Origin of the sequence: Micromonospora sp. NPDC047812 (assembly GCF_040704175.1) — a bacterium.
GTDB lineage: Bacteria > Actinomycetota > Actinomycetes > Mycobacteriales > Micromonosporaceae > Micromonospora.
Genome location: NZ_JBEYRY010000002.1, coordinates 1471948 through 1494657, shown reverse-complemented (window position 1 = coordinate 1494657; position 22710 = coordinate 1471948). Strand labels below are relative to the sequence as shown.

Sequence of the window (22710 nt, the reverse complement as noted above, 5' to 3'; positions counted from 1 at the left end):
ACACCCGGCTTTCGCGCGGAGACTCCGGGATTCGAACCCGGGAGGGGCTTTAAGACCCCAACCGCATTAGCAGTGCGGCGCCATAGACCAGACTAGGCGAAGTCTCCCTGGTGGCCCTGCAGACCACCGCGCCCGAGGATACAGGGCCTCACCCATCGGGAGCAAAGCGACTTCCCCGGTCCGCCCCTCCGCCTGTGCGCCTGGCCGTCGCCGGGCGGGGCCGGGACTCGCCCCGGCCTCGTCTTTCTCTGCTGTGCGCGGGCGTGATCGGGACTACGCTCCATCGATATGCAGGAGCAGCCGCCGCGCGAGCCGACCCGCCGAGAGCCTGCTGAGGGAGCGCGCCGACGCTCCCCGAAGGCGACCTTCAGTCCGCCCCCCGTGCCGCCTGAGCCGGCCGGGACGGAGGATTCCGGAAAGCGCCCCCGGCGGGCGAGGCCGGCGCCCGCGGTGCTCTTCCAGCCCCCCTCGGCCGATCCGCCGCTGCCCCACCAGGCCGATCGCGCAGCTGGACCGGCGTCACGGGAGCGGCCCGGCCGGGCGGAAGAGACCGGCGGGAGTGACGTCGCACACACCGGTGGTGGCGCGTCCGCCGCCGCCGGGGATCAGCCGGGATCCGCCACCGCTGCGGACCCGCCCGTCCGGGGTGCGGAGACCTCCGGCGCCGCGCCGAAGTCCCCCGCCGCGAGGAGATCGCCCACGGGTCGGCCCGCCCCGGAGACGCAGACCTCCGGCGGGAGCGCCACCCCCGCGCGCGGCGTGCCCGGGAAGAGGGCGGTCGCGAAGAAGGCCACGCCGGCGCGACCGGCGACGGCGGTGGAGGCGACAGACCGAGCCGAGACACCGACGGCGGCGCAGGCCACCGAGCCGGGGACAGCGGCGAAGGCCACAGGGCCGGGGACGGCGGAAGGCGCGGTGCCCCCGGCGGCGACGAAGGGCACGCCCGCCCGGAAGACCACCACCGCCCGGAAGGCCACGCCCGCGAAGAGAGCGACGCCCGCGAAGAAGGCCACACCCGCCGCAAGGACCGAGCCCGCCCGGAAGGCGACGCCCCCGAAGGAGGCGACGCCCGCGAAGAAGGCCGCCCCGGCGACGCTCACCCCGGCACCGGTCGCTGCCGAGGTCTCGGTCCAGGCCCCGGCCACCGCGCCCCCACAGGTGGTCGAGCCGCCCACCAGCGCCGAGGCGGCGGGCGCACCGCCGGGGCGTACGCCGGAAACGGTCCTTCGGCTGGCCGTCGCGCGGGTGCTGGAGCATCCCGCCTTCGCGCCGGAGCTGCTGGCCCTGGCCGCCGTCGAGGCGGTCGGGCCGCGCGCCCGCGACTGGGCGCAGCGGCTCCGCGACGCGTACCCCGATGCGGGAGCGGACGGCTTGGCGCGGCTCGCGACCCGGCGGTTCGTCCGGCAGGCCGGGGCGGGCGGGGCGACCGCCGCGCTGGCGGGACTCTTCGCGCCGGTGGCCGAGTTGGCGGCGGTGTTGTGGGCGCAGGCCAACCTGGTGCTGCACCTGGCTGCGGCGTACGACCGGGACCCGGCCCATCCGGACCGGGCGGTGGAACTGCTGGTGCTGACCCGCGTGCACCCGGACGCGGAGAGCGCGCGTGCCGCGTTGGTGGCGGCCCGGTCGGCGGAGGAGCCCGACGCGGCGGGCTGGCCGCGGGCGGCCGAGGCCGCGTGGCGGCTGGCGGCGCCGCTGGTCGCGCAGGCGGGCGGGTGGCTGGCGCTGCGGCTGGCGTCCCGGCTGCTGCCCGGCGCGGCGGTGCTCGTGGCGGCGGCCGGGGACGCGGCGGCGGCCGAGCGACTCGCCGCCCGCGCGGTCAACGCCTACCGGCGGGCCGCTGGTAGATCTTGGTAGGAGACGGCCCCTGGCGGGGCACTTTCCGACCAAGATCTGCCGAGGCGGCACCCGACGGCGGCTCCGGCGGAACCGGAGCCGGGCGGCGGTGGCGGAACGGCCGGGCGGCGTCAGAGCCAGTCGAACCACTCCCTCGGCAGCAGGGCGTAGCCGACGAAGGCGACCACGTCGAGCAGCGTGTGCGCGACGACCAGCGGCATGACCCGGCGGGTGCGCAGATAGAAGAGGCTGAACACGACGCCCATCACCACGTTGCCGAGGAACGCGCCGAAGCCCTGGTAGAGGTGGTACGAGCCGCGCAGCAGGGCGCTCGTCGCCACGATCGCGCCGACCCGCCACTGGAGCTGGCGCAGCCGGGTGACCAGGTAGCCGACCACGATCACCTCCTCCAGCACCGAGTTCTGCACGGCGGCGAGGACCAGCACCGGCACCGTCCACCAGAGTTCGGGCAGCGCGGCCGGCACCAGCGTGGCGTTGACGCCGAGCTGCGCCGCCGCCCAGAAGAGCGCCAGGCCGGGCAGGCCGATCAGCGCGGCCAGGCCGGCGCCGCGGGCCAGGTCCTGACCGGGTCGCCGGGCGTCCAGGCCGAGCGTCCGTGCCGGATCGCCGGGGTCCCGCGCCAGCAGGTGTACGGCGAGCAGCACCGGCAGCAGCGCGAAGACGATCCCGAGCAGCTGGTACGTCAGATCCAGCCACGGCCGGGGCGACACCGAGGTGTTGAGCGCGGCGGTCTGCTTCGACAGCGGCCCGTCTGCGGTCAGCTTCGCGACGATCGACACCGTCGCGTAGACGGCGGACTGGCCGAGCGAGAGGCCGAGCACGAGCAGCGTCTCGGTGCCGAGCATCCGGTGGGTCGCCGGGCGTTCCAGCTCAACGGTCACCGCACCACTCTGCCCGACGCCGACGGCCGGCGGCACCGCCCGAACGAGCCTCGCGAGCCGATCGCACATTCTGTGCGACCGGTCGACACGCTCCGTGGACATTCTATGGGTGCCCGATCCGCCGTCAGGAGAAGGAGCGCGCCCGTGGACGACTTCGCAAGGCTGCTGAAGGAGAGCTGGACCCTGGTCGAGGAGCACCGGGAGCGGCTGAGCGGTCACTTCTACGCCCGGCTCTTCCTCCTCGACCCCGAGCTGCGCAAGCTCTTCCCGGTGGAGATGACCGGGCAGGGCGACCGGATCCTGGAGGCGATCGTCACCGCGGCCCAGACGGTCGGCGACCCGGAGAGCTTCGACGAGTACCTGCGCGCGCTGGGCCGGGACCACCGCAAGTACCACGTCGACGCGGCGCACTACGAGACCATGGGCGTGGCACTGCTGGACGCGCTGCGCAGCATCGCCGGCGACGGCTGGAACCTGGAATACGACCAGGCGTGGCGGGACGCGTACGCGGCGATCTCGGAGAAGATGCTGGCCGGCGCGGCGGCCGACGACAACCCGCCGTTCTGGCACGCGGAGGTGCTGACCCACGAGCGGTACGGCAGGGACACGGCGGTGCTGACCTGCCGGGCGTTGCAGCATCCGCTGTCGTGGAAGGCCGGCCAGTACGTCAGCCTGGAGGTGCCCCGCCACCTGCCCCGGGTGTGGCGCACCTACTCGGTGGCGAACGCCCCGAACGACGACAACCTGCTGGAGTTCCACGTCCGTACGCCGGCGGGCGCCGGCTGGGTGTCCGGGGCGCTGGTCCGCCGGGTCAAGCCCGGCGACCTGCTCCGGGTGGCGGCGCCGATGGGGTCGATGACGCTGGACCGTTCCTCGGAGCGGGACATCCTCTGCGTGGCGGGCGGCGTCGGGCTGGCTCCGATCAAGGCGCTCGTGGAGGAGCTGGCCGGCTTCAACCGGACCCGCTGGGTGCACGTCTTCTACGGCGCCCGTACGGCGGCGGACCTGTACGGCCTGGCCGGGCTCCAGGAGCTGGTGGCCACGCACCCGTGGCTGTCGGTCACTCCGGCGTGCAGCGAGGATCCCGACTTCGACGGCGAGCTGGGTGACGTCTCCGACGTGGTCAGCCGGTACGGCCCGTGGACGGCGCACGACTGCTACGTCTCGGGTTCCGCCCGCATGGTCCGGGCCACGCTCCGGGTCCTCGCCGAGGACGGCGTCCCGCCGGAGAACACCCGCTACGACACCTTCGGAAACCTCTAGAAGCGTTCCTCCCCCCGAACCGGGGCGCGTGCTCCTGCCCCCTGGGGCACGCGCCCCGGTCCCCCAACGGGCGGACCGGCACCGCCCCGCACGACCACGTCCGCCCGGCCGTCCTTCCCACCCGTGCGGACGTGGTCGTGCCGCCGGTGCCCGTGCGGGCAGGTCAGTAGCGCCAGGGCCGGCCTGTCTCGCGGTACTCCTCGACCGGCACCAGCGGCACCCCCGGCGTCATCCGGTCGACGTAGAGCCGCCCCTCCAGGTGGTCGATCTCGTGGGCGACGAGCCGGGCCATGCCGAACTCGAACGAGGTGATGATCCGGCTGCCGTCGTACTGGGCGTGCTCCACGTCGAGCCGGAGCGGCCGGGGCACCAGGCCCCGGTGGTCGAAGAAGGAGAGGCACCCCTCGTACTGCTCGTCGCTGTCGGGGGAGGCGTCGACGACGCGGGGGTTGAGCAGCACGACGGGGTCGGCCGACCGGTCGGGGGGCCGCACCACCGCCGCCGCCCGGCCGAGGCCGAGCTGCGGGGCGGCGATGCCCACCCCCTTGCGGAACGGGTGCAGCTCGTCGAGGCGGACCAGGGTCGCCGCGAGGCGGTCGGCCACGTCCCGGGCCTCCCGCTCCTCGCGGGGGAGGTCGAACGGGCGCGCCGGCTGGCGGAGCAGGTCGGCGCCGCGCTGCACGATGCCGATGCCGCGCATCCGGTCGCTGGGCCGGACGCGTCCGGCCTCCTCGGGCTCGGCGTCCGGTCGGCCGCGGAACCGCCACTGCAACCGGTACCGCGCGTTGAGCGGCGGATCCTCGGTCGCCCAGTCGAAGATCACCCGGTCGGCGTCCTCGCGCCTGGTCACAGGCGTGCGCAGCGGGCCCTCCTCCGCCGAGAGCGAGGTCTCCGCGCCCCACACCTGCGGGTCGGCGGCCGCCGGAAGGTCCAGGCGTACGGCCATCTGCCGGGTGGGCAGCCGGACCGCCCGCTGGAACCAGGGGCCCCACTTGTCGTGCCCGACGCAGTACGCGTACTCGATGGTGGCCCGGTCCCCCGGGTAGAGCGGGAAGCGCCGGTCGGCGTTCTCGAAGAGCAGCCACAGCTCCTTGAAGGCGTCGCGGTCGTGCTTGGCCCGCCAGTGCATCGCCTCCCGCTCGTCCCCGTCCTCCCGGTAGGCCCGCAGCCGCAGTTCGGCGAAGGTCAGCGGGTGTTCCCGGTGGTGGAGGTTGGAGCGGCCCGGGTCGTTGGGGTAGCGGTCGACGGCGATCCGCACCAGGTAGCGGGTGACCGGCTCGGTGCCGGCGTTGTAGAGCTCGCGCCGGATGACGCAGCGGTAGGCGTCGCCGAGGTGGGTGAGCGTGGCGAGTTCCCGCTCGACGATCAACCCGGTGCCGGGCGGCATCCACTGCCCGGGTACGGGTGGGTCGCGGTGTGCCCGCTCGGCCCGGGCGTGCCGCAGCTCGTCGTACTCCTTGAAGCGCTGCCAGATCGCGCCGCCGGCCTCCAGCACGGCCTCGGCGCGGCGCGCGAAGTCCTCGGTGGGGCGGTGCCGCCGCCCCTCGACGTGGCTGACGTACGACGGGTCGAAGCCCATCAGGGTGGCGAGCTGTTTCTTGGACAGCCCCCGCCCCGTGCGGTGCCGGGCGATCTCGGCGGCGAAGGAGTCGGCAGCCCGATCGAGCGGTGAGGTCATCAGCTTCCTCGTGGCCGGGAGTATCAGTTTCACGTTCTGTGGCGACGCACACACGGAACTGGCACCTTGCCGACACGAACCTTGACATAAAGCGATGCCTGTCGATACTGGGCGGCGTTTTCCGCCCGGTTGACCGGGTAGTACGCCGGACGCGGGCGGAGCGAGCCGGCCCCTCCGGATCCGACGCAGGCGAGCCTTTCCTTATCCGACGAAGTGTGGTTAGGCTAGCCTTAGCTCAGCGACGGGCGGGTTGCCCGCCGACGGCGACGACGGGTGGGTGAGTCCAGTGACAGCGGTGCTGCCGGAGCGGGACACCGCCGCCACGCCGCTGGCCCCCGTCACCGCCGCCATGCGCGCGATGTTCGGCACCGACCACGTGCCCGGTCTCGCGCCCGGTCTGCTGGTGCACGACGAGTTCGGCTGGAGCCCGGCGACCACCCTGGTCGACGGCACCCTCCTGCCCGAGTTCCTGCGTTCGGCCAGCTCGCGCTGGGGCGGCACCCCGCACGCGTGCGCCGCGCTGGCCTGGAAGTCGTACAGCTACTGGACGGCGCTGCCCGTGGCGCTCGGCTGGGCCTCGGCCCGACGGGTGCCCCTGCTCGACCCGGCCGACGTGCTGATCCACTTCGAGGACCACCGACCGCTGCTCACCATGGGCCTGCGCCGCTCGACCACGGTCGCGGTGCTGCCGAGCGACCCGCTGGCGCTCGCCGGGCTGCCCGAGGTGCGGGTCGTCGCGGACGAGGCGGAACTGCTCCGGGTGCTCCGGGCCTCGCTGCTCGACGCCCACCTGGCCCCGATGGTCGCCGCGATCCAGGGCGAGGTCCGGATCGGCGCGCGCACCCTGCTCGGGTCGGTGGCCTCGGGCATCGCCCACGGCATCCTCCGGGCCGCCGACGGCCTGCCCGGCTCGTCGGTCGAGGCGATCGAGACGCTGCTCGGCGCGCTCGACCTCGCCGACCTGGTGGAGCTGGTCCCCGGCCCCAACGGCGAGCCGACCGTGCAGCGGCGCACCTGCTGCCTCGCGTTCACCCTCCCCAAGCCCAAGGTCTGCCAGGGCTGCTGCGTCCGTCAGGCCTGACCGGCCGCCTCTGGGCCGCCGGCGTCAGTCGGTGAACGGGCGGACGTCCCAGAGCCAGACCCCACCGGTGTACGTGGGGCGGATGCCGGTCAGCTCGGTCATGCCCCGGCGCAGCGCGTCGGCCTGCCGGTGCGGCCCGAGGACGACCGCCCCCGCCCGCCAGTACCGCAGGTCCCCGACCGCGTCGACCCGCGCCTGCGGGGTGATCGGCGGCACCGCGCCGGTCCGCCGGATCTCGGCGAAGAACTCGCTGGTGGGGCGGGGCGGCGCGGAGAAGAGGGCGACCCGGTCCCGACCGGGGCGGGTGTCCGGGCCGAGGAAGTAGCCGCGGGCGATGGGCATGTCCAGCCCGGTCCGCGCCGACCAGCGCAGCGGATCGGCGTAGTGGGTGTCGGGCAGCGGGAGGGTCACGATGCTCCGCCCGCCGTCCGCGTACGGCCGCCAGGCGCCCGACGTGACGAAGGCGGGCACGGAGTCGATCCGGGTGGTGGGCAGCGGGGTCGGCAGGATCGGCAGCAGGGCCATGGCCAGCACCGTGGCGGTGGCGAAGCGGATCTGCGGGCGTGCCCGCGGGTGCCGGGCGGCCAGGGCGCGCACGTGGTCCGCCCCGTAGGCGAGCAGCACCCCGACGATCGGGGTGATCGCCAGCGCCCACCGGGTCGGCACCACCGAGTGCAGGACGGGCAGGTTCTCCAACGCCGCCCACGGGCCGGGTATCCCGGTCCCCCTGCCGCCCAGCTGCACCTCCCGCCCGAGGGAGAGCAGGCCGAAGAGGAGCGCGAGGACGGCGAGGCCGCGTACCACGACGTGCCGGCGCAGCCACCAGACCAGGGCGACGACGAGCACCACCAGCGGCCAGCCGAAGAAGGCGTTCTCCTCGGTGGGGTTCTTCGCCAGCCCCTGCGCGCTGCGGGCGTCGCCGGCCAGGGACTCCCGCGAGTACGCCACGAACGACGCGAGGTCCGTCGAGTAGCCCCGGATCAGCCAGGACAGCCCGTGGTAGGCCCCCGGGCCGAAGAACTGGACGTGGAGCGGGTACGCGAGCACCAGCAGCGCCGCGGCGGCGGCCACCGCCAGGCCCGCGAGGAACGGCCGGGCCCGCCGGCGCAGCTCGGGCCGGCCGAGGGCGAGCGCCCCGACCACCACGCCCAGCCCGATGGCGGTCATCAGCAGCACCTCGAGGTTGAGGAAGGCCTGCCACACGATGACCGCCGCGAGCAGCAGCCCGTTGCGCAGCCAGCGCCCCGGCTCGGCGAGTCGCAGGGTGCGCCAGACGATCAGGGGCACCACGTACTGCGAGACGATGTTGGGGTGCGCGTTTGCGTGCGACACCATCGCCGGGGCGTACGCGCAGAACGCGGCGCCGAGCCAGGCCGGCCCGCGGGCCCCGACGACCACCCGGGACAGCAGGAAGTACCAGGCCGTCGCGGTGGCGATCATGCCCAGGGTGAGAAAGAGCAGAAACGACGCGCGGGTACCGAGCAGGAGCGTGACGGGCGTCATTGGCAGAGATACGGATAATACGGACGTATTCGCCATGAGATTGACGGTCTCCGGCACGTTCATCCGGTCCGACGTGAATGGATCAACAAAATCGGTCACCACGCGCGCGCCGTGCGCCATCATCCACTCGAACTGCGACTGGTCGGTGCGGTTGTCCCGGATGCCGTGCGACGGGCGCAGCCAGAGCCGCGCGGTCACCCAGAAGCCCAGCGCGACGAAACTCGCCACCGCGGCGACGTCCGTCCACCACCCCTTCCAGGGCCGTACGCCCCGGTCGGGCCCGCCCGCCGACGCCCCGGGCCCTGACTCGCCGGCGGGAAGGCCCGATTCAGGAGTAGTCATGACGATTCGTAGAGTAGTCAGGCTATGACGCCGCCGTGACATGTTTCGGGGTACTGGCGTACCATGTGCCGGGTTCGCCGACCGCCGATCACGTGCCCACCCCCGACCGCATTTCGGCCACCACGGGTGCCCCGATTTTTCTGCCGCCCGTGCGGATGATTCACTCAGTCGGTCCAGGCGCGGGTCGAGTTCATATCGTGAGGAATCGACGCATGGCAGAAATCACTGGGGATCAGCGCGTGCAGTCCGAGGTCCTGGAGGGCCTCGCGACGGCGGTCAACCACCGTCGCTGGTTCGTCGAACTGGCCCTGCCGTACCTCGGTGACAACCCGATCGAGATCGGCAGCGGCCTCGGCGACTACGCGCTGGAGTGGGCGGAGCACCTGCCGCGCTTCACCGCCACCGAGGCGGACCCGGACCGGCTCGTCTCGCTGAAGGAGCGGCTGGCCGACCAGCCGCACATCGAGGTCCGGCAGATGCTGCTGCCGCACCCCGACCGGGGCGACTACAGCGCCGCCGTGTCGTACAACGTGCTGGAGCACATCGAGGACCACGTGGGCGCGCTGCGCAGCATGCGCGACCTGGTCCGGCCCGGCGGCAACGTCATCATCATCGTGCCGGCGTTCCAGTTCGCGATGAGCCCGGCTGACATCGCCACCGGCCACGTACGCCGCTACACGAAGAAGACCCTGGCCGCCGCGATGACCGACGCCGGCCTGACGGTGGAGAAGATCCACTACGCGAACGCGCTCGGCCTGATCGGCTACTTCATGGCGACCAAGGTCTTCCGGCTGATGCCGAAGGAGGGCCCGATGGTCAAGGTCTACGACACCCTCGTGCTCCCCGCCACCAAGGCGGCGGAACAGCGCGTCCTCCCCCCGTTCGGCCAGTCGGTCTTCGCGGTGGCCCGCGTCCCCTCCTGAGGTCGGGGCGGGCCCGGGTTACTCCCTGATCTGGTAGGTGGGGCGGATCACGGCCCGGGCCAGGGTGTGGAAGGCCAGGTTGAAGCCCACGTAGGCGGGAGTCGCGTCGGGCGTGACGTCGAGCCGCTCCACGTCCAGCGCGTGCACGGCGAAGACGTAGCGGTGCGGCCGGTCGCCGGCCGGCGGGGCGGCGCCGCCGTAGCCCTGGTCGCCGTAGTCGTTGCGGACCGTGAAGGCGCCGCCGAGGTCGTCCCCGGCCGCGCCGCGCGGCAGCCGCGTCACGTCGGCCGGCAGGTTCACCAGGACCCAGTGCCAGAACCCGCTGCCCGTCGGCGCGTCCGGGTCGAAGCAGGTGACCACGAAGCCCTTGGTCTCGGCCGGGAAACCCGACCAGGCGAGCTGCGGCGAGACGTTCCCGCCCCCGACGCTGCCGTGGGCGTACGCGGCGTCCATCGGCTCGCCGTTCTGCACGTCGTCACTGGTCAGCGTGAACGACGCAACGGTCGGCAGCAGGTCGTACGGGTCCGGGGCGATCGGTCGTTCCAGGGTCATCGGGCGGTCCTTCCGGTGAGCGGTTGTTCCTCCGCCCCTTCTTACCCCGTCGACGCCCGCGATCGAACCGGAAGCGCCGGCCGTCCCGTCCCGTCCCGACCGCACGCACCCATCCGGCATCCCGGGGCCGCGCGCCGCCCTTCGGCCTCCGCCGTGCCGGGTCAGCTCCCGTACAGGCCGTGCTGTTCCCATCGGCGCAACGTCTGATAGTCCCGCTCGACCTCGGCCGGGTCCTCCGCGGCGAGGTACAGGTAGCCGGGCGCGCTGAACAGGTCGACGGTCTGCGGCAGTTCGGCCCCGGGGGAGCAGGTCGCGGCGACCGCCACGACCGCCGGCAGCTCCGCCAGTCGGGAACACCAGTCCCCCGCCTGCGCGGCGACGGGAGCCGGGTTGATCAGCGACACGTTCCGGACGGCGGCGGCCCAGCCCGGCGTACGGTCGTCGAACCGGTCGAGCGACGCCGGCTCGACGAGGTGCTGGGCCTGCAGGAAGGTCTGCGACACGCCGCAGAACTTCGCCACCACGTCGGGCAGGGTCGCGCCCCCGAGGCGGGCCCCGGTCTCGATCAACACCGGCCCCCGATCGGTGAGCATGAGTTCGGTGTGTGCCGCCGAGGACCGGATACCGAGCGCGTCCAGCACCCCGAAGACGAACTCACGGAGCTGCCGGGCCAGGGCCGAGCCCCGGTCGACCGGCTCCTCGTAGTCGTAGATGGGACCGCCGCCCGGACCTGGCCGTTTCGTGTACCGCCAGATCTCGGCGACCCGGTGCGTCCCCGCGTACGAGACCGTGTTGACGTAGAACTCGGTGCCGACGAGCCGCTCCTGGACCAGCACGCGTCGATTGGGGACGCCGTACAGGTTGGACGCGGCCAGGACCGTCGCGCAGGCGAGGCGCACCTCGTCGACACTCTCGCAGAACCGCACGTTGTCGGTGCCCGCGCCGTCCACGGGCTTGACGACGGCCGGGCCGGACAGGCTGTTCGCGTACCAGGCGACCGCCCCGTCCACGGACTCGAAGCACCGACCGGCGGGCACGGCGAGACCGGCGGCGGCCACGGTCGCCGCCATGGCCGACTTGTCGCGCCGCGCGGTGACCGTGGCGATGTCGTTGCCGGGCGTACCGAGCAGGTGGTTGAGCGTGTCGGCGAGGACCACCCCCGTCTCGGTGCCCGCGACGACCCGCTCGGTGCCGAGCGCTCGCAGCCGCTCGACGAGGCTGTCCTCGTCGGCGACGAAGCCGAGGTCGACCGCGTAGTCGCCGGGGCGGAACGTCTTCAGGTAGTAGTCGTAGAGGGAGCCGGCGCTGCGTACGTGGACGCAGGTCACCCCTCGCTCGGCCAGTGCCCGGCTGAGCGCGCTGCCTGCGGAGTACCCATCGACGATGGCTATGGTCGGCACGCTCTCCTCATCTCCGTACGGCCCGCCGGAGAGCGGCGGACATCAGAAGACCTTGCCGGGGTTGAGCAGGCCGGCCGGGTCCAGGGCGGCCTTGATCGCCTGGTGCACCCGCATGCCCACCGGGCCGATCTCGCGGGCCAGCCAGTCGCGCTTGAGCAGGCCCACGCCGTGCTCGCCCGTGCAGGTGCCACCCAGCTCCAGGCCGAGGCGGATGATCTCGTCGAACGCGCGCCGGCCGCGTTCGAGGCTCGCCGGATCGGCCCGGTCCACCACGATGTTCGGGTGCATGTTGCCGTCCCCGGCGTGGCCGACCACGCCGATCGTCACGTCACACTCCGCCGCGATCCGGGCCACCCCGTCGAGCAGCGCCGCCAACGCGGCCCGGGGCACCGCCACGTCGTCGATCACCATCCCACCGTTGCCGGCGGGGAACGACTCCCTGGCGAACTTCTCCATCGCCGCGTGCCCCAGCCGGCGGGCCTGCAGCAGGGCCGCCGCCTCCACGGCGTCGGTGGCCGCGTAGACCTCGTCGGCACCGGCCGCCTCGCACAGCTCGGCGAGCCGCGCCAGGTCCCCGGCGGCCTGGGACCCGGTGTCCGCCGACGCCAGCAGCAGCGCCTCGACGTCGGTACGCAGGCCCATCGGCCGGTACGCCTCGATCGCCCGCAGGTACGTGCGGTCGATCAGTTCCAGCAGGCTGGGGGTGAGCCCCTCTTCGGCGATCCGGGCGACCGCCCGGCCGGCGGCGGCGGTGGTGGGGAAGACCGCCACCATGGTCAGCGACTCCGGCGGAGCGGGCCGCAGCGCCACGGTCACCTCGGTGATCACGCCGAGGGTCCCCTCGGAGCCGACGAAGAGCCGGGTGAGGTCGTACCCGGCCACGCCCTTGGCGGTACGCCGACCGGTCCGCAACACCTCTCCGGAAGCCAAAACCACCTCCAGACCCAACACGTACTCCGTGGTCACGCCGTACTTGACGCAGCACATGCCACCCGCGTTGGTGGAGACGTTCCCACCGATCGTCGACATCTCCCACGATCCAGGATCCGGCGGATACCACAACCCCTGTTTCGCCACGGCCGCCGACAACGCCGCGTTCACCACGCCCGGCTGCACCACGGCGATCCGGCTGACCGGATCGATCTCCAGCACCGCGTTCATCGCGACCATGCTGACCACCACCGCGCCGTCGACGGCGTTCGCCGCACCCGCCAATCCCGTACGCGCGCCCTGCGGCACCACCGGCACCCCGTACCGCCCGGCGATCGTCATCACCTCGACCACATCGGCCGTACTACGGGGACGGACGACCACCAGCGGCGTGCCGGCCTCGCAGAGGTCGGCCTCGTCCTTGCGGTGCAACCGGAGCAGGTCGGGGTCGGTCAGTACGGTGTCGTCGCCGAGCGCCGCGCGCAGGTCGTTGACGAGGGGAGAACCAGACATGGCAGAGAGGGTACAGATCGACGTCACCCGCTCCGGAGCGCGAACGTTGGCGCCGCCGATCCAGCAACGGCGCTGGTGAGAGCGGTGTGAGCAACCCCGGTCGCTCGAACCCCTGTCCCATCGGAAGATCCTTCCGGGGCTGATCGAATTTTGTTACCGTCTACCGCCAACGAGGGCGCCCCTCCTCCGGCCAACGTCCCCGGCCTGCCACATCACCGCTCTCCCACCCCAAGATCCGCCGCAGGACGCGCCGTCCGGCCGGCACGGTGTCGAACCCGAAACCTGGTTCAGCTCGTGCCATGGCGAAGGATCGTTGCCCATGACAGAGGGATTGACAGAGTGAAGCGAACCGAGCTGCACATCGTGATCGGTGGAGGTATCGCGGGCTGCCTGGCCGCGATCATGCGCAGACGCGCGGGATACCGGGTCCTTCTGCTGGAGCGGGCCGAGGCCCGGTCGCCCGAGGCCCACCCGATCTGCACGGGGGCCAGCAACATCGTCAGCGAGAACCACAGCGGTGCCGAGTATCCGTTCGATCCGCAGAGCGCCCGGGACTGCTTCGACGGGCGACTGGTCAACGAACGCTTCTTCCCCAACCTCGTCTTCGGTGGCAAGGACTACAGCCGGGTCATCGCCTCCCGGGCCATGCAGGACAGCGGCACCGACATCATCGGCCAGTGCCGGGACAACATGCGGGTCATCCAGGACCGTTACGCGCAGCGGTGCGCCGAGGACCCGGCCAACGCGCTGTTCGGCGCACCGGAACAGGTCTGCCGCGAGATCCCGGCACCGGAGGGGATCTCCGACGTCGGTGCCACCTTCGTCACCCCACAGCGGGGCATCAACCCGGTCGTCGTCACCGCGCTCCTCGACCAGGAGCTGCGCCGATGCGGCGTCGAGGTACGCGGCGGCGCCGAGGTGACCGAGGTGAGCCGCCGCTCCGACGGCACCTACCAGGTGGAGTACGTCGAGGACGAGGTCCGGAAGACGGTCGTCGGTGACCAGGTGAGTCTCTGTGCCGCGACCGAGACCCCCGCGATGGCTCGCCGCCTCAACCCGTCGCTCGCGTTGCCGTCCATCTACATGGCGCTGCGTCAGATCCTCTTCGTGGACCTGCCCGACGGCACCACGAGGGACTACACGTGCCTGAAGCTCGAAGACGAGTACGGCGGCATGCTGAGCCCGTTCAGTCGGAACACCGCGCTCGTCTACTACCCCCCGGCGGCCCACATCGCGGTGCATCGCGTCGACCCGACGACCTATGCGCTGCCCGAGGACTTCCGGCACTACCTGCGCAACGGCCACCCCGAGGCGAGGGAGCGCGCCGAACTGGCGCTCCGCCAGCTCAGCCAGTGGTATCCGGAGGTGCGGGGCGCCGAGGTGGTGTCCGCCCACCTCAAGGTGGCGATCAACACCACCGACTCGTCGCGGCTCCGGCGCAACGCCGGGGTGCTCGACGTCGCACCTGGTTGCACCGCGACGGTCCTGCTGAAGTGGACGATGTGCGTCGTCAACGCGCAGCGCGACCTGGAGGCGGCCCTCCGGCACTCGATCGCCACGGGCAACGCGGACCGCGACGAGTACGCGGAGCTGGTCGCCCGCGCCACCGTGCCGATCGCGCCGCCGGCCGACATGGCTGCCTGGCAGCGGCGGCTCGGGGTGTTCGCCCGCAACATGGGGGTGCCGGAGAGATTGGCGGTGCCGTTCGTGGCCGCCGGTGAGCCGGACGGTGGCCTGGCCCGCACCGTACCGTCGCTCGCGTCGAGTTGACGTCGGCCGAGGGTTTCGGCTCCTGAGACACCTGCACAAGGAGCCAACACCCGTATAGGGGGAGGCACAGGGGTTCGGCCGTCTTCCCGTTGCGCGATGCACGGTATTCGATGATCATAGGCCCGCGTCGACTGGTTGCCCCTCGTCGGCGAAGGCCTGTCCTGGCGGGCTTCAGGGAGCGCTCCGCCCGGTCCCACAAGCGAGGAGGGCACGATGACCACCACACTCGACCTGACCGACCTCCGTCTGCAGGCCGACACCACCATCGACCGGCTGATCGACGAGGCCGGCCTCACCCGGCGCAACAACCGGTTCTTCGCCGGCGCGAAGGAGGCCACCTCCGTGAGCCCCGCCGGCGCGCTGCGGATCGCGGAGAAGTGGCAGCGGACCACTCAGTCGTTCATGTTCACCACCATCTCCAGTCTCGGTGCCCACGGGCGGCGCCTGGCTCGCGACTACACAGTGAGTCGAGAGGTGCTCGGAGCGTATCAGATGGCGTACCGCGTCATCGGGGACGATCTGGACAACCGCGCGGCGGCGTTCGCGGAGGTCGCACCGGAGGGTGTGGACGGTATCCACTACCTGTGGTGGGCGGACACGATCTGCGCGCCGCTGCGCTCGGCCCTGGGCAGCGCCGACGCGCCCGCCGAGTCCGCCGCGCTGGCCCGCATCCTCGACGTCATGGACTCCATGGCCGCCGAGGAACTGGGCGGTGCGGTCCAGCTCCGGGTCGTGGAGACCATCGCCCTCGACATCGCGGTCGCGTTCCGGCGCCTGTACGCCAAGGTCACCGTGGACGGTCGCCAGGTCCTTCCCGAGCAGCGCGACTACGCCTGGATCGACTCGCACATCCGGGCGGAGACGGGGCACGCCGCGTCCGTCAGCGACGACGAGGCCGGCATGAGCCACCTGATCTCCACCCCGGCCGAGGCGCGGCACTTCGTCGCGCTCGCGGAGTCGTACATCCCGGCGTGGGCGGACCTGCTGGACGACTTCGCCCGGGACCTGTCGTAGCGACCAACCGGGGTCGGCACTGACGGCCGCCATCGACGACGCCCCGGGCCCGTGGTGGCAACCGCCGGAGTCATCCGGTTTCGAGGAAAGGAGCTGCCATGCGATCGTCCCTCCCAGCAGTGGAAACAGACGCCGTCGTCAACGAAGTGAACGAGCTGCGTGCCCGCTACCAGCGCGAGACCGAGCCCGGATCGCCGGAGGCGCTGCGCCGGCTGGCCGGTTGGATCGCCGACTCGGCCGTGCTCGGTGACCGGCCCGTGGCCCGGGCACTCGTCGAGGATCTGTCCGGCGCACACGACACGCCGCAGCTCACGGCCACGAAGCGGCACATCAACTCGCGGGCCGACAACATGCTCCTGTCCGTGTTCTCGGCCGCGTACTTTCCGTCCCTCGGTCTGGACTACCTGGAGTACGAGCCCATCCCGTCCGACCCCGTGCTGGTGAGCCGCTACCCGAGCCCGACGATGCCGGTCAACCTGCTCCGGCACAGCGCGGGTTTCGACAGTCGGGTCGTCGTGGCGCTCTTCCCGGAGAACCACATCGACGGTCGCCAGGAACCGGACGACCTGATCTTCTACTTCATCGACAAGTTCGTCGCCCGGCACCGCCTCACCCGCCGGCTCATCGACGCCGCCATGGTCCCGGGCTCGTTCCCGCTGCTGTCCGGCGTCGACGACGCCGGCGTCGAGCGGGCCGCCGGTTCCTGGGTGCGGCTGCACGAGTTCCACCACCGCACGGGAAGCATGCCGATCCCGCAGTTCCTGTCCGCGAAGAGCTACAAGCCGCTCGCCGGCCTGGAGGAGATGCGGGTCGACGTCAAGTCGATGCTGGTCTGCCTCGAGGACGCGGACATCGACCGTGAGCTCGCCGCGCTGACCTTCGAGTTCGTCCTGGCCGAGCGGCTGCTGCGTTACTCGGTCGAGGGGATCCCGAAGCCGAACTACGACGCGATCGCGTCGCAACTGCTCTTCAACTACCTGCGCGAGCAGGGCGCCCTGACGATCGACGAGGGGCGGATCCGGCTCCTGCCGAGCCTGCCCGAGGCGCTGAGCACGCTCGTCACCGAGATCACCGAGCTGGAGGACGTCGTCCTGACCGAGGATGTCGAGGCCGCCCGCGCCGGACTGATCGACTTCACCCGCCGGTACACCCGGTACGACGCGGAGAAGCGGGAGTTCCTCCACGTGCCCTTCTTCGCCGATCTCAAGGAGCGACTCGGCGTGTGAGCCACGCCGGCCGCCCTCTCCAGAACGACGTGCGGCCCCGCCCTCTCCCGCTGGAAGGTACCGACCATGACCACCGTTATGAACTCGACCGAGACCGGCATCCTCGGCACCTGCGACATCGACGCCGACGGCCTCGCCACGGACCTCGACACCATGGCGTCGTTCCCCTACACGGACAAGTACAGCGACTTCGTCTGCGGCGCCTGGAAGAGTTGCGCGGTCTGGAACGGCACGGGCCAGGGCCTCGACGCGGGACTCGACCCCTACGAGGGCCCGGCCGTCGTCACCGACCTGGGCGAGCGCCTGCCGTACGTGCGGCATCTGGTGGGTGAGCTGTTCGACCTGTCCCTCCTCAAGTACGGCCGGCTCGCCCGGCTGACCCCCGGCAGCGCACTCGTGCCGCACCGGGACTACCTCGAACTCGACACGAACCTGATCCGGATCCACCTTCCACTGGAGACCGACGAGTCCTGCGTCAGCTCGCACAACACGACGCTCTACCACATGAACGTCGGTGAGATCTGGTTCCTCGACGCGACCCAGGCCCACAGCGCGGTCTCCGACTGGACGAAGGACCGCACCCACCTGGTGCTCGACTTCCAGGCCGACTCGCTCGCCGCCTGCTTCACCGGCGAGGTCCAGTCGCCCAGCATCCCGAGCACGCACCAGGTCGCGCGGCAACCGGTCGACCGGGAGGAACTCGCCGCGTTCGAGCGCGCCGGGGTCCTCATGGACACCACCAACTACCGGGACTTCCTGAAGATCGCCATCAAGACGATGTTCACCCGGGACATCACCCCCGACGGCGTGTTCGACCTGCTGGAGGGGGCGGCCCGGCACTCGCCCGCCGCCGCACGGCTCGACATGATCCCTCCGATGCGGAGGTACTTCCTGCTGGCACGAGAGTCCTGAGGCGGATCATGCGACACGCCAGCGAAGTCTGTGTCGTCGTGGACGGGTACTCGACGGCCAACGCGCTCGCGCCGGCCCTCGCCGGTTACGGCTTCGGCGCGGTGCACGTGCAGAGCGACCCGGACCTGCCGCAGTTCCTCCTGCGCACCGGAGCCGACCACGCCTATCTCGACACCTACCTCCACGACGGCGACGTCAACACGATCGTCGACCGGCTCGACCGTGCGGGCCTGCGCCCACGCAGCGTGGTGGCCGGTGCCGAGACCGGTGTCGAGCTGGGTGACCAACTGGCCCGAGCGCTGGGCGTACCCGGCAACGATCCGGGGACGACCCGGTGCCGCCGCGACAAGCACCACATGGCACAGGCCGCGGCGGCCAAGGGCGTCGCGGTCATCCCGCACCTGAGCACCTCCTCCCGCGACGACGCGGCGGAGTGGCTGCGCGCGGGGGGTTGGCTGGGCGACGCCGTCGTCAAGCCCCGTGCGAGTTCCGGCAGCTTCGGCTTCCTGCGGTGCCGCTCCGAGGCGGACCTCGACACCGCGTTCAAGAGCTGGCTGGGCGCACCCGACGTGTTCGGCTCCCCGATCGGTGAACTCCTCGTCCAGCCCTTCATGACCGGCGACGAGTACGCCGTCAACACGGTCTCGGCCGGGGGCGAGTACGTCGTCTCGGACATCTGGCACACGAAGAAGCGCCACGAGGGCGGTACGGCGCTCTACGACCTTGAGCGGCTCGTCGACCCGGGCGATGCCGTCTTCGACCAGTTGCACGGCTTCGTCGGGCGCGTGCTCGACGCCCTGGACATCCGCGAGGGCACGGCGCACACGGAGGTCATGATGATCGCCGGTGAGCCGGTGCTCGTCGAGACCGGCGCCCGGTTCATGGGCTCGATCGACATCTCGCAGGTGACCGAGGCGACGGGCACCAACGCGGTGCAGCTGGTGGCCGAGACGATCGTGGCCCCGGACCGTTTCGCCGCCCGGCTCCGCGAGGACTGGCGTCCCGCTCTCCGCCGGCACGCCGCCATGGTGCAGTTGCTGTCGCGGCACTCGGGGACCCTCGCCGGCTACGACCTCCGCCTGCTCCGCGCGCTGCCGTCCTTCCACGCGGTCGACACGTATCTCGAGGCCGGCGACCCGTTGCAGGTCACCGTCAACTCGTACACGACCCCGGGCCTGGTCTTCCTGGTCCACGAGAGCCCGGAGACGATCTCGGATGACTACCGCAAGCTACGCGAACTGGAGGCAGCCGGTGCCTTGTTCCTGTCGGCCTGACGGGCGCACGCCACGGCGGCCCGCCGTCGGCACCGCACGCCCACGCCGGCGGGCCGCCACGCGGAAGCCAGCCGCATGAGCGCGCCGGAGCGGTCGGTCTCGCAGGACCCGGCGACGGACTACCTGCGGGCGGTACGCGACGGTGAGCTGCCACCGGATCTGCCGGCCCGCACGGCGGCCCGGGTGCTGGGCCCGGACATCGAGGCTCAGAGCTTCCACCGCGTGATGTTCGTCGACGAGCGGGAGCTCGCGTCGTTCTACGCCGACTTCACGGTGCTGCTCGACGTCGTGGGACGGTTGCCCCACCTGCTGGCGGGTGGCAGCACCTCGGCGTTCGGCGAGCTGACCGACGTGCCGGCGGTGCTGCGCCCGCTGTTGGCCGGAACCGACCTGCCCGACCTGGTGCCGTACGGCCGCGCCGACCTGATCCACGACGGGACCGGCTTCAAGGTTCTGGAGCTGGGCCTGAGCCCCGCCGTCGGCGGCGCCGAACGCACCGCCTGGCTTCCCGCCGTCATGGCGGAGCCGGCCTTCCGGCCCTTCGCCGAGCGGCACGGGCTGCGACACCCCGACCCCATCACCGCCCTGCTCGACGTGCTGCGCACCGTGGAGACCACGGGCGCGGGCCACGACGCCGAGGCGCCCGGGCCGGCGGAGGTGCTCATGGTCGAGGCGACCGGCGCGCTCGAAGAGTGGGCCGACGACTGGCGTCCCCTGGGCGACTGCCTGGAGGCGTACTCCGATCGTCCGCTGCGGGCCCGCCTGGCGGAGGTCGCGGACCTGCACGGGCCGGACGGCAGCGTCGCCGACCACGTCGCCGGGGCGACCCACCTCCTGCGGTTGTTCAACCTGACGGAGCTCGCCGAGGAGCCGGATCCCGTGCTGGCCTGGCAGCGGCTGCATCCGGCGCCGGGCTCCGCCCTGCCGCCGATGGTCACCTCGCCGGTGCACGACATGTACAACAGCAAGGCGTGCCTCGCCCTGGTGTGGCTCCCCGAGGTGCAGGACGCGCTGACCGACGGCGAACGTGCCGCGTTGCGGCGCATCCTTCCCGAGACGACCCACGTCGACGCGGCCACCGACCTGACCGGTTTCGTCCGCGACCGGGCGGGCACCATCCTGAAGCCCACCACCCTGGCCCGTGGTGAGGGCACGGTGGCCGGCTGGACGGTCGACGACGAGACGTGGCGGGCGGCGCTCGCCTCGGCGGCCGAGAACGGACGCCACATCCTGCAACGCAGGGTCGTCCAACGGGCGGAGCCGGGCTTCGACACGGACGGCGACACGGAACGGAACTGGTACGCGGTGTGGGGGATGCACTACGGGCCCGGTGGGTGCACCGGCTTCTCCTGCCGCCTGACCTCCGTGCCGGGGGCTGTGGTCCGTGGCATCACCAACGTCCTGCTGGCACCGGTGCTGCTGCACCCGGGGGCCTGAACATCGCCGCCGGTCACGGGTAGGAGATCACCCTGAAGAAGAACTTCCGCCTGCTCTGGACGGCGGAGACCGTCAGCCAGTTCGGCTTCGAGGTGGCGACGGTCGTCATCCCGCTGTTCGCCGTGAAGACCCTGCACGCCACCCCCGCGCAGGTCGGGTTCCTGGTGACCTGCGAGTTCCTGGGCTTCCTGCTCATCGGGCTGCCGGCGGGGGCGTGGATCGACCGTCGGCGCGGGGAACGGGTCCTGGTGCTGTCCAGCCTGGGCCGTACGGCCGTGTTCGGGGTCGTCGCGGCGCTGGCGCTGGCCGGCGACCTCACCATGCCCGCGCTGTACGCGTTGATGTTCGCGGGGAGCCTCTGCACGGTCTTCCTGGGGATCTCCTACCAGAGCGTCCTGCCGCGGATCGTGGACCGGCAACTGCTGCCCGGTGCCAACTCGCGGGTGGAGTTCACCCTCTCGCTGGCGGAGATCACCGGCCCGGCCATCGCCGGCTTCCTGCTGGCGCTGGCCACCTCGTCGTACGTCCTCGGCGCCTCGGCCGTCTGCTTCGGCATCGCCACGCTGCTGCTCAGCCGGATCCGGGTGACCGGGGCGACGGCGGCCCCGCCGCCACGCACCACCACGCTCTTCAAGGACGTACGCGACGGCATCAGGTACGTGCTGCGGGTGCCGATGTTCCGGGTGATGGCCATCCGCAGCTCGACGTACAACTTCTGCAACATCGCGACCACCACCATGTTCCTGCTGCTGCTGGCGTCGGTGCTGCGGCTGCCGTCGGCGTACATCGGGATCATCTTCTCCGGCGCCGGTGCCGGCGCGACCCTCGGCGCCCTCCTCGCGGTGCGGCTGTCCCGGCGCTTCGGCGTCGGGCCGACGGTCCTCGGCGCGTGCGTGCTGGCGGGAGTCGCCTCGATTCCGCTGCCCTTCGCGCGCAGCGGTACCTGGCTGATCGTCGCCGCCATCGGCTACGGCATCGCCTCGGGATGCATCGTCGTCTCCAACATCCTGCAACTGTCGGTCCGGCAGGCGCTGTGCGCGCCGGGCATGCAGGCTCGGTTGAGTGCGACGATGCGGTTCCTGGTCTGGGGCGTGATCCCGTTGGGCGCGTCGGTCGCGGGGCTGGTCGCGAACGTCATCGGCGTCCGCCAGACCCTCGCGCTCGCGGTCGCCGGCGAACTCGTCTCCATCGTCCCGCTGTACTTCTCGCCGCTGCGTCGGGTGGTCGGGATGCCCACCGAGCCTGAGCCCGAGCCGGCCCCGGGGCCGCAGCCCGAACGGGCGGCGGGCGACGGGGCGCGGCCCGAGGCACGACAGCTCAGCGACTGAGTCGAGCGACCTCGTCGTCGTCCAGCGTGATGACGCCGGCGAGGTACTGGCGCGTCGACCCGCCCAGGATGACCCGGTCGTCGCGCAGCTCGCAGTTGGCGTGGATGGTCAGCGTCTTGCCGAGCCGGGGGGAGAACTGACGGGAGGTCAGGCTGGTCCTGCCCAGCACCTCCGCCCAGTAGGGGACCAGCATGCAGTGGGCCGACCCGGTGAACTGGTCCTCCGGGATCGACTGCTTGGGGCCGAAGAAGCGGGCGACGAAGTCGGAGGAGATGCCGGGGGCCGTCACGACCACCGCGCGGCGGTCGAGGGTCCCGAGCATCCGCTGGTCGGGTTCGATCGCGCGCAGGTCCTCCTCGTTGTCGTAGACCGCCATGTAGTCCATGCCCCCGTACACCGCGGTGGGCGCGATCGACAGCCCGGCGAGCAGGGCCTCCGGCGGGTCGACCCGCTCGCGCGGCAACGCGGGGAAGGACATCATGAACTGCCCCTCCGGGGTACGGCTGACGATGAGAGGTCCCGTGTTGGAGTGGAAAATGACCTCGTCCCACTCGGGCCGCAGGTGGTTCAGCACCACGTGGGCCGCGGCGAGCGTGGCGTGCCCGCACAGGTCGACCTCCATCGACGGGGTGAACCAGCGCAGCGCGAAGCTGTCGCCCCGGTCGATGATGAACGCGGTCTCCGCGAGGTTGTTCTCCAGGCCGATCGCCTGCATCACCTCGTCGCTGAGCCACTCGTCCAGGGGGCAGACCGCGGCCGGATTGCCGAAGAACACCCGGTCGGTGAACGCGTCGACCTGGTACAGGGGAATTTCCATCGTGCCTCCAAC

The 22710-nt window shown here is 71.9% G+C and carries 19 protein-coding genes and 1 tRNA gene; 11 read left to right on the top strand and 9 right to left on the bottom strand.

Annotation, left to right across the window (positions count from 1 at the left end; all coding sequences use genetic code 11):
- Window positions 1-16: 16 nt before the first annotated feature.
- Window positions 17-107: transfer RNA gene (locus tag AB0883_RS14825), tRNA-Ser, on the bottom strand.
- A 498-nt stretch (window positions 108-605) separates the two neighbouring features.
- Complete coding sequence (locus AB0883_RS14820) at window positions 606-1145, bottom strand: hypothetical protein (protein ID WP_366641636.1); 540 nt, start codon at window positions 1143-1145, stop codon at window positions 606-608.
- Window positions 1146-1158: 13 nt separating this feature from the next.
- Here AB0883_RS14820 and AB0883_RS14815 point away from each other — a divergent pair, with 13 nt between their 5' ends.
- A complete protein-coding gene (locus AB0883_RS14815) occupies window positions 1159-1854 on the top strand; it encodes a hypothetical protein (RefSeq protein ID WP_366641635.1) in 696 nt (231 codons plus the stop codon).
- 110 nt (window positions 1855-1964) lie between these two features.
- Here the strand turns inward: AB0883_RS14815 and AB0883_RS14810 are convergent, their stop codons facing one another.
- Window positions 1965-2735: a CPBP family intramembrane glutamic endopeptidase gene (locus tag AB0883_RS14810; protein WP_366641634.1), complete on the bottom strand. Its 771-nt coding sequence runs from the start codon at window positions 2733-2735 to the stop codon at window positions 1965-1967.
- A 144-nt stretch (window positions 2736-2879) separates the two neighbouring features.
- Here AB0883_RS14810 and AB0883_RS14805 point away from each other — a divergent pair, with 144 nt between their 5' ends.
- On the top strand, window positions 2880-3998 hold the full coding sequence (locus AB0883_RS14805; protein ID WP_366641633.1) for a globin domain-containing protein: 1119 nt from the start codon (window positions 2880-2882) through the stop codon (window positions 3996-3998).
- A 163-nt stretch (window positions 3999-4161) separates the two neighbouring features.
- Here the strand turns inward: AB0883_RS14805 and AB0883_RS14800 are convergent, their stop codons facing one another.
- Window positions 4162-5679 (bottom strand): peptide deformylase, encoded by a 1518-nt coding sequence (locus AB0883_RS14800; RefSeq protein WP_366641756.1) that lies wholly within the window; start codon window positions 5677-5679, stop codon window positions 4162-4164.
- A 295-nt stretch (window positions 5680-5974) separates the two neighbouring features.
- Between AB0883_RS14800 and AB0883_RS14795 the strand changes: the two genes are divergently transcribed.
- On the top strand, window positions 5975-6757 hold the full coding sequence (locus AB0883_RS14795; protein ID WP_366641755.1) for an IucA/IucC family C-terminal-domain containing protein: 783 nt from the start codon (window positions 5975-5977) through the stop codon (window positions 6755-6757).
- A gap of 24 nt (window positions 6758-6781) precedes the next feature.
- Here the strand turns inward: AB0883_RS14795 and AB0883_RS14790 are convergent, their stop codons facing one another.
- Window positions 6782-8602 carry a hypothetical protein gene (locus AB0883_RS14790; RefSeq protein WP_366641632.1) on the bottom strand — a complete coding sequence of 607 codons (1821 nt, stop codon included), beginning with the start codon at window positions 8600-8602 and terminating at the stop codon, window positions 6782-6784.
- 212 nt (window positions 8603-8814) lie between these two features.
- Here AB0883_RS14790 and AB0883_RS14785 point away from each other — a divergent pair, with 212 nt between their 5' ends.
- Entirely contained in the window at window positions 8815-9525 is a 711-nt protein-coding gene (locus AB0883_RS14785; RefSeq protein ID WP_366641631.1) for a class I SAM-dependent methyltransferase, read from the top strand.
- 18 nt (window positions 9526-9543) lie between these two features.
- Here the strand turns inward: AB0883_RS14785 and AB0883_RS14780 are convergent, their stop codons facing one another.
- From AB0883_RS14780 to AB0883_RS14770, 3 genes are all read right to left on the bottom strand, one after another.
- Window positions 9544-10077, bottom strand: a complete 534-nt coding sequence (locus AB0883_RS14780) for a YbhB/YbcL family Raf kinase inhibitor-like protein (protein WP_366641630.1) — start codon at window positions 10075-10077, stop codon at window positions 9544-9546.
- A gap of 161 nt (window positions 10078-10238) precedes the next feature.
- Window positions 10239-11477 carry an ATP-grasp domain-containing protein gene (locus AB0883_RS14775; protein ID WP_366641629.1) on the bottom strand — a complete coding sequence of 413 codons (1239 nt, stop codon included), beginning with the start codon at window positions 11475-11477 and terminating at the stop codon, window positions 10239-10241.
- 42 nt (window positions 11478-11519) lie between these two features.
- Window positions 11520-12920: an FAD-linked oxidase C-terminal domain-containing protein gene (locus AB0883_RS14770; protein WP_366641628.1), complete on the bottom strand. Its 1401-nt coding sequence runs from the start codon at window positions 12918-12920 to the stop codon at window positions 11520-11522.
- Between the two features lie 339 nt (window positions 12921-13259).
- On the opposite strand from AB0883_RS14770, the gene AB0883_RS14765 reads away from it, so the two are divergent.
- From AB0883_RS14765 to AB0883_RS14735, 7 genes are all read left to right on the top strand, one after another.
- Complete coding sequence (locus tag AB0883_RS14765; RefSeq protein WP_366641627.1) at window positions 13260-14690, top strand: FAD-dependent oxidoreductase; 1431 nt, start codon at window positions 13260-13262, stop codon at window positions 14688-14690.
- A 213-nt stretch (window positions 14691-14903) separates the two neighbouring features.
- Window positions 14904-15704 (top strand): DUF6202 family protein, encoded by an 801-nt coding sequence (locus AB0883_RS14760; RefSeq protein WP_366641626.1) that lies wholly within the window; start codon window positions 14904-14906, stop codon window positions 15702-15704.
- 98 nt (window positions 15705-15802) lie between these two features.
- Window positions 15803-16930 carry a DUF6421 family protein gene (locus AB0883_RS14755; protein WP_366641625.1) on the top strand — a complete coding sequence of 376 codons (1128 nt, stop codon included), beginning with the start codon at window positions 15803-15805 and terminating at the stop codon, window positions 16928-16930.
- 66 nt (window positions 16931-16996) lie between these two features.
- On the top strand, window positions 16997-17842 hold the full coding sequence (locus AB0883_RS14750; RefSeq protein ID WP_366641624.1) for an aspartyl/asparaginyl beta-hydroxylase domain-containing protein: 846 nt from the start codon (window positions 16997-16999) through the stop codon (window positions 17840-17842).
- Window positions 17843-17850: 8 nt separating this feature from the next.
- The gene (locus AB0883_RS14745; protein WP_366641623.1) at window positions 17851-19116 is read left to right on the top strand and encodes an ATP-grasp domain-containing protein; all 1266 of its coding nucleotides are present in this window, start codon (window positions 17851-17853) and stop codon (window positions 19114-19116) included.
- 75 nt (window positions 19117-19191) lie between these two features.
- Entirely contained in the window at window positions 19192-20553 is a 1362-nt protein-coding gene (locus AB0883_RS14740) for a hypothetical protein (protein WP_366641622.1), read from the top strand.
- A gap of 26 nt (window positions 20554-20579) precedes the next feature.
- Window positions 20580-21881, top strand: coding sequence for an MFS transporter (locus AB0883_RS14735; protein WP_366641754.1), 1302 nt, complete (start codon window positions 20580-20582; stop codon window positions 21879-21881).
- Here AB0883_RS14735 and AB0883_RS14730 read toward each other — a convergent pair.
- Entirely contained in the window at window positions 21871-22698 is an 828-nt protein-coding gene (locus AB0883_RS14730) for a PhzF family phenazine biosynthesis protein (RefSeq protein ID WP_366641621.1), read from the bottom strand. The two genes, AB0883_RS14735 and AB0883_RS14730, sit on opposite strands and share 11 nt — an antisense overlap.
- Between the last annotated feature and the right edge of the window lie 12 nt (window positions 22699-22710).

Excerpts from the sequence above, each read along its gene's own strand:
- AB0883_RS14770 (WP_366641628.1), bottom strand. The coding sequence starts at position 12,920 with ATGTCTGGTTCTCCCCTCGTCAACGACCTGCGCGCGGCGCTCGGCGAC.
- AB0883_RS14790 (WP_366641632.1), bottom strand. The coding sequence starts at position 8,602 with ATGACTACTCCTGAATCGGGCCTTCCCGCCGGCGAGTCAGGGCCCGGG.
- AB0883_RS14785 (WP_366641631.1), top strand. The coding sequence starts at position 8,815 with ATGGCAGAAATCACTGGGGATCAGCGCGTGCAGTCCGAGGTCCTGGAG.
- AB0883_RS14780 (WP_366641630.1), bottom strand. The coding sequence starts at position 10,077 with ATGACCCTGGAACGACCGATCGCCCCGGACCCGTACGACCTGCTGCCG.
- AB0883_RS14730 (WP_366641621.1), bottom strand. The coding sequence starts at position 22,698 with ATGGAAATTCCCCTGTACCAGGTCGACGCGTTCACCGACCGGGTGTTC.
- AB0883_RS14750 (WP_366641624.1), top strand. The coding sequence starts at position 16,997 with ATGACCACCGTTATGAACTCGACCGAGACCGGCATCCTCGGCACCTGC.
- AB0883_RS14740 (WP_366641622.1), top strand. The coding sequence starts at position 19,192 with ATGAGCGCGCCGGAGCGGTCGGTCTCGCAGGACCCGGCGACGGACTAC.
- AB0883_RS14755 (WP_366641625.1), top strand. The coding sequence starts at position 15,803 with ATGCGATCGTCCCTCCCAGCAGTGGAAACAGACGCCGTCGTCAACGAA.
- AB0883_RS14760 (WP_366641626.1), top strand. The coding sequence starts at position 14,904 with ATGACCACCACACTCGACCTGACCGACCTCCGTCTGCAGGCCGACACC.
- AB0883_RS14745 (WP_366641623.1), top strand. The coding sequence starts at position 17,851 with ATGCGACACGCCAGCGAAGTCTGTGTCGTCGTGGACGGGTACTCGACG.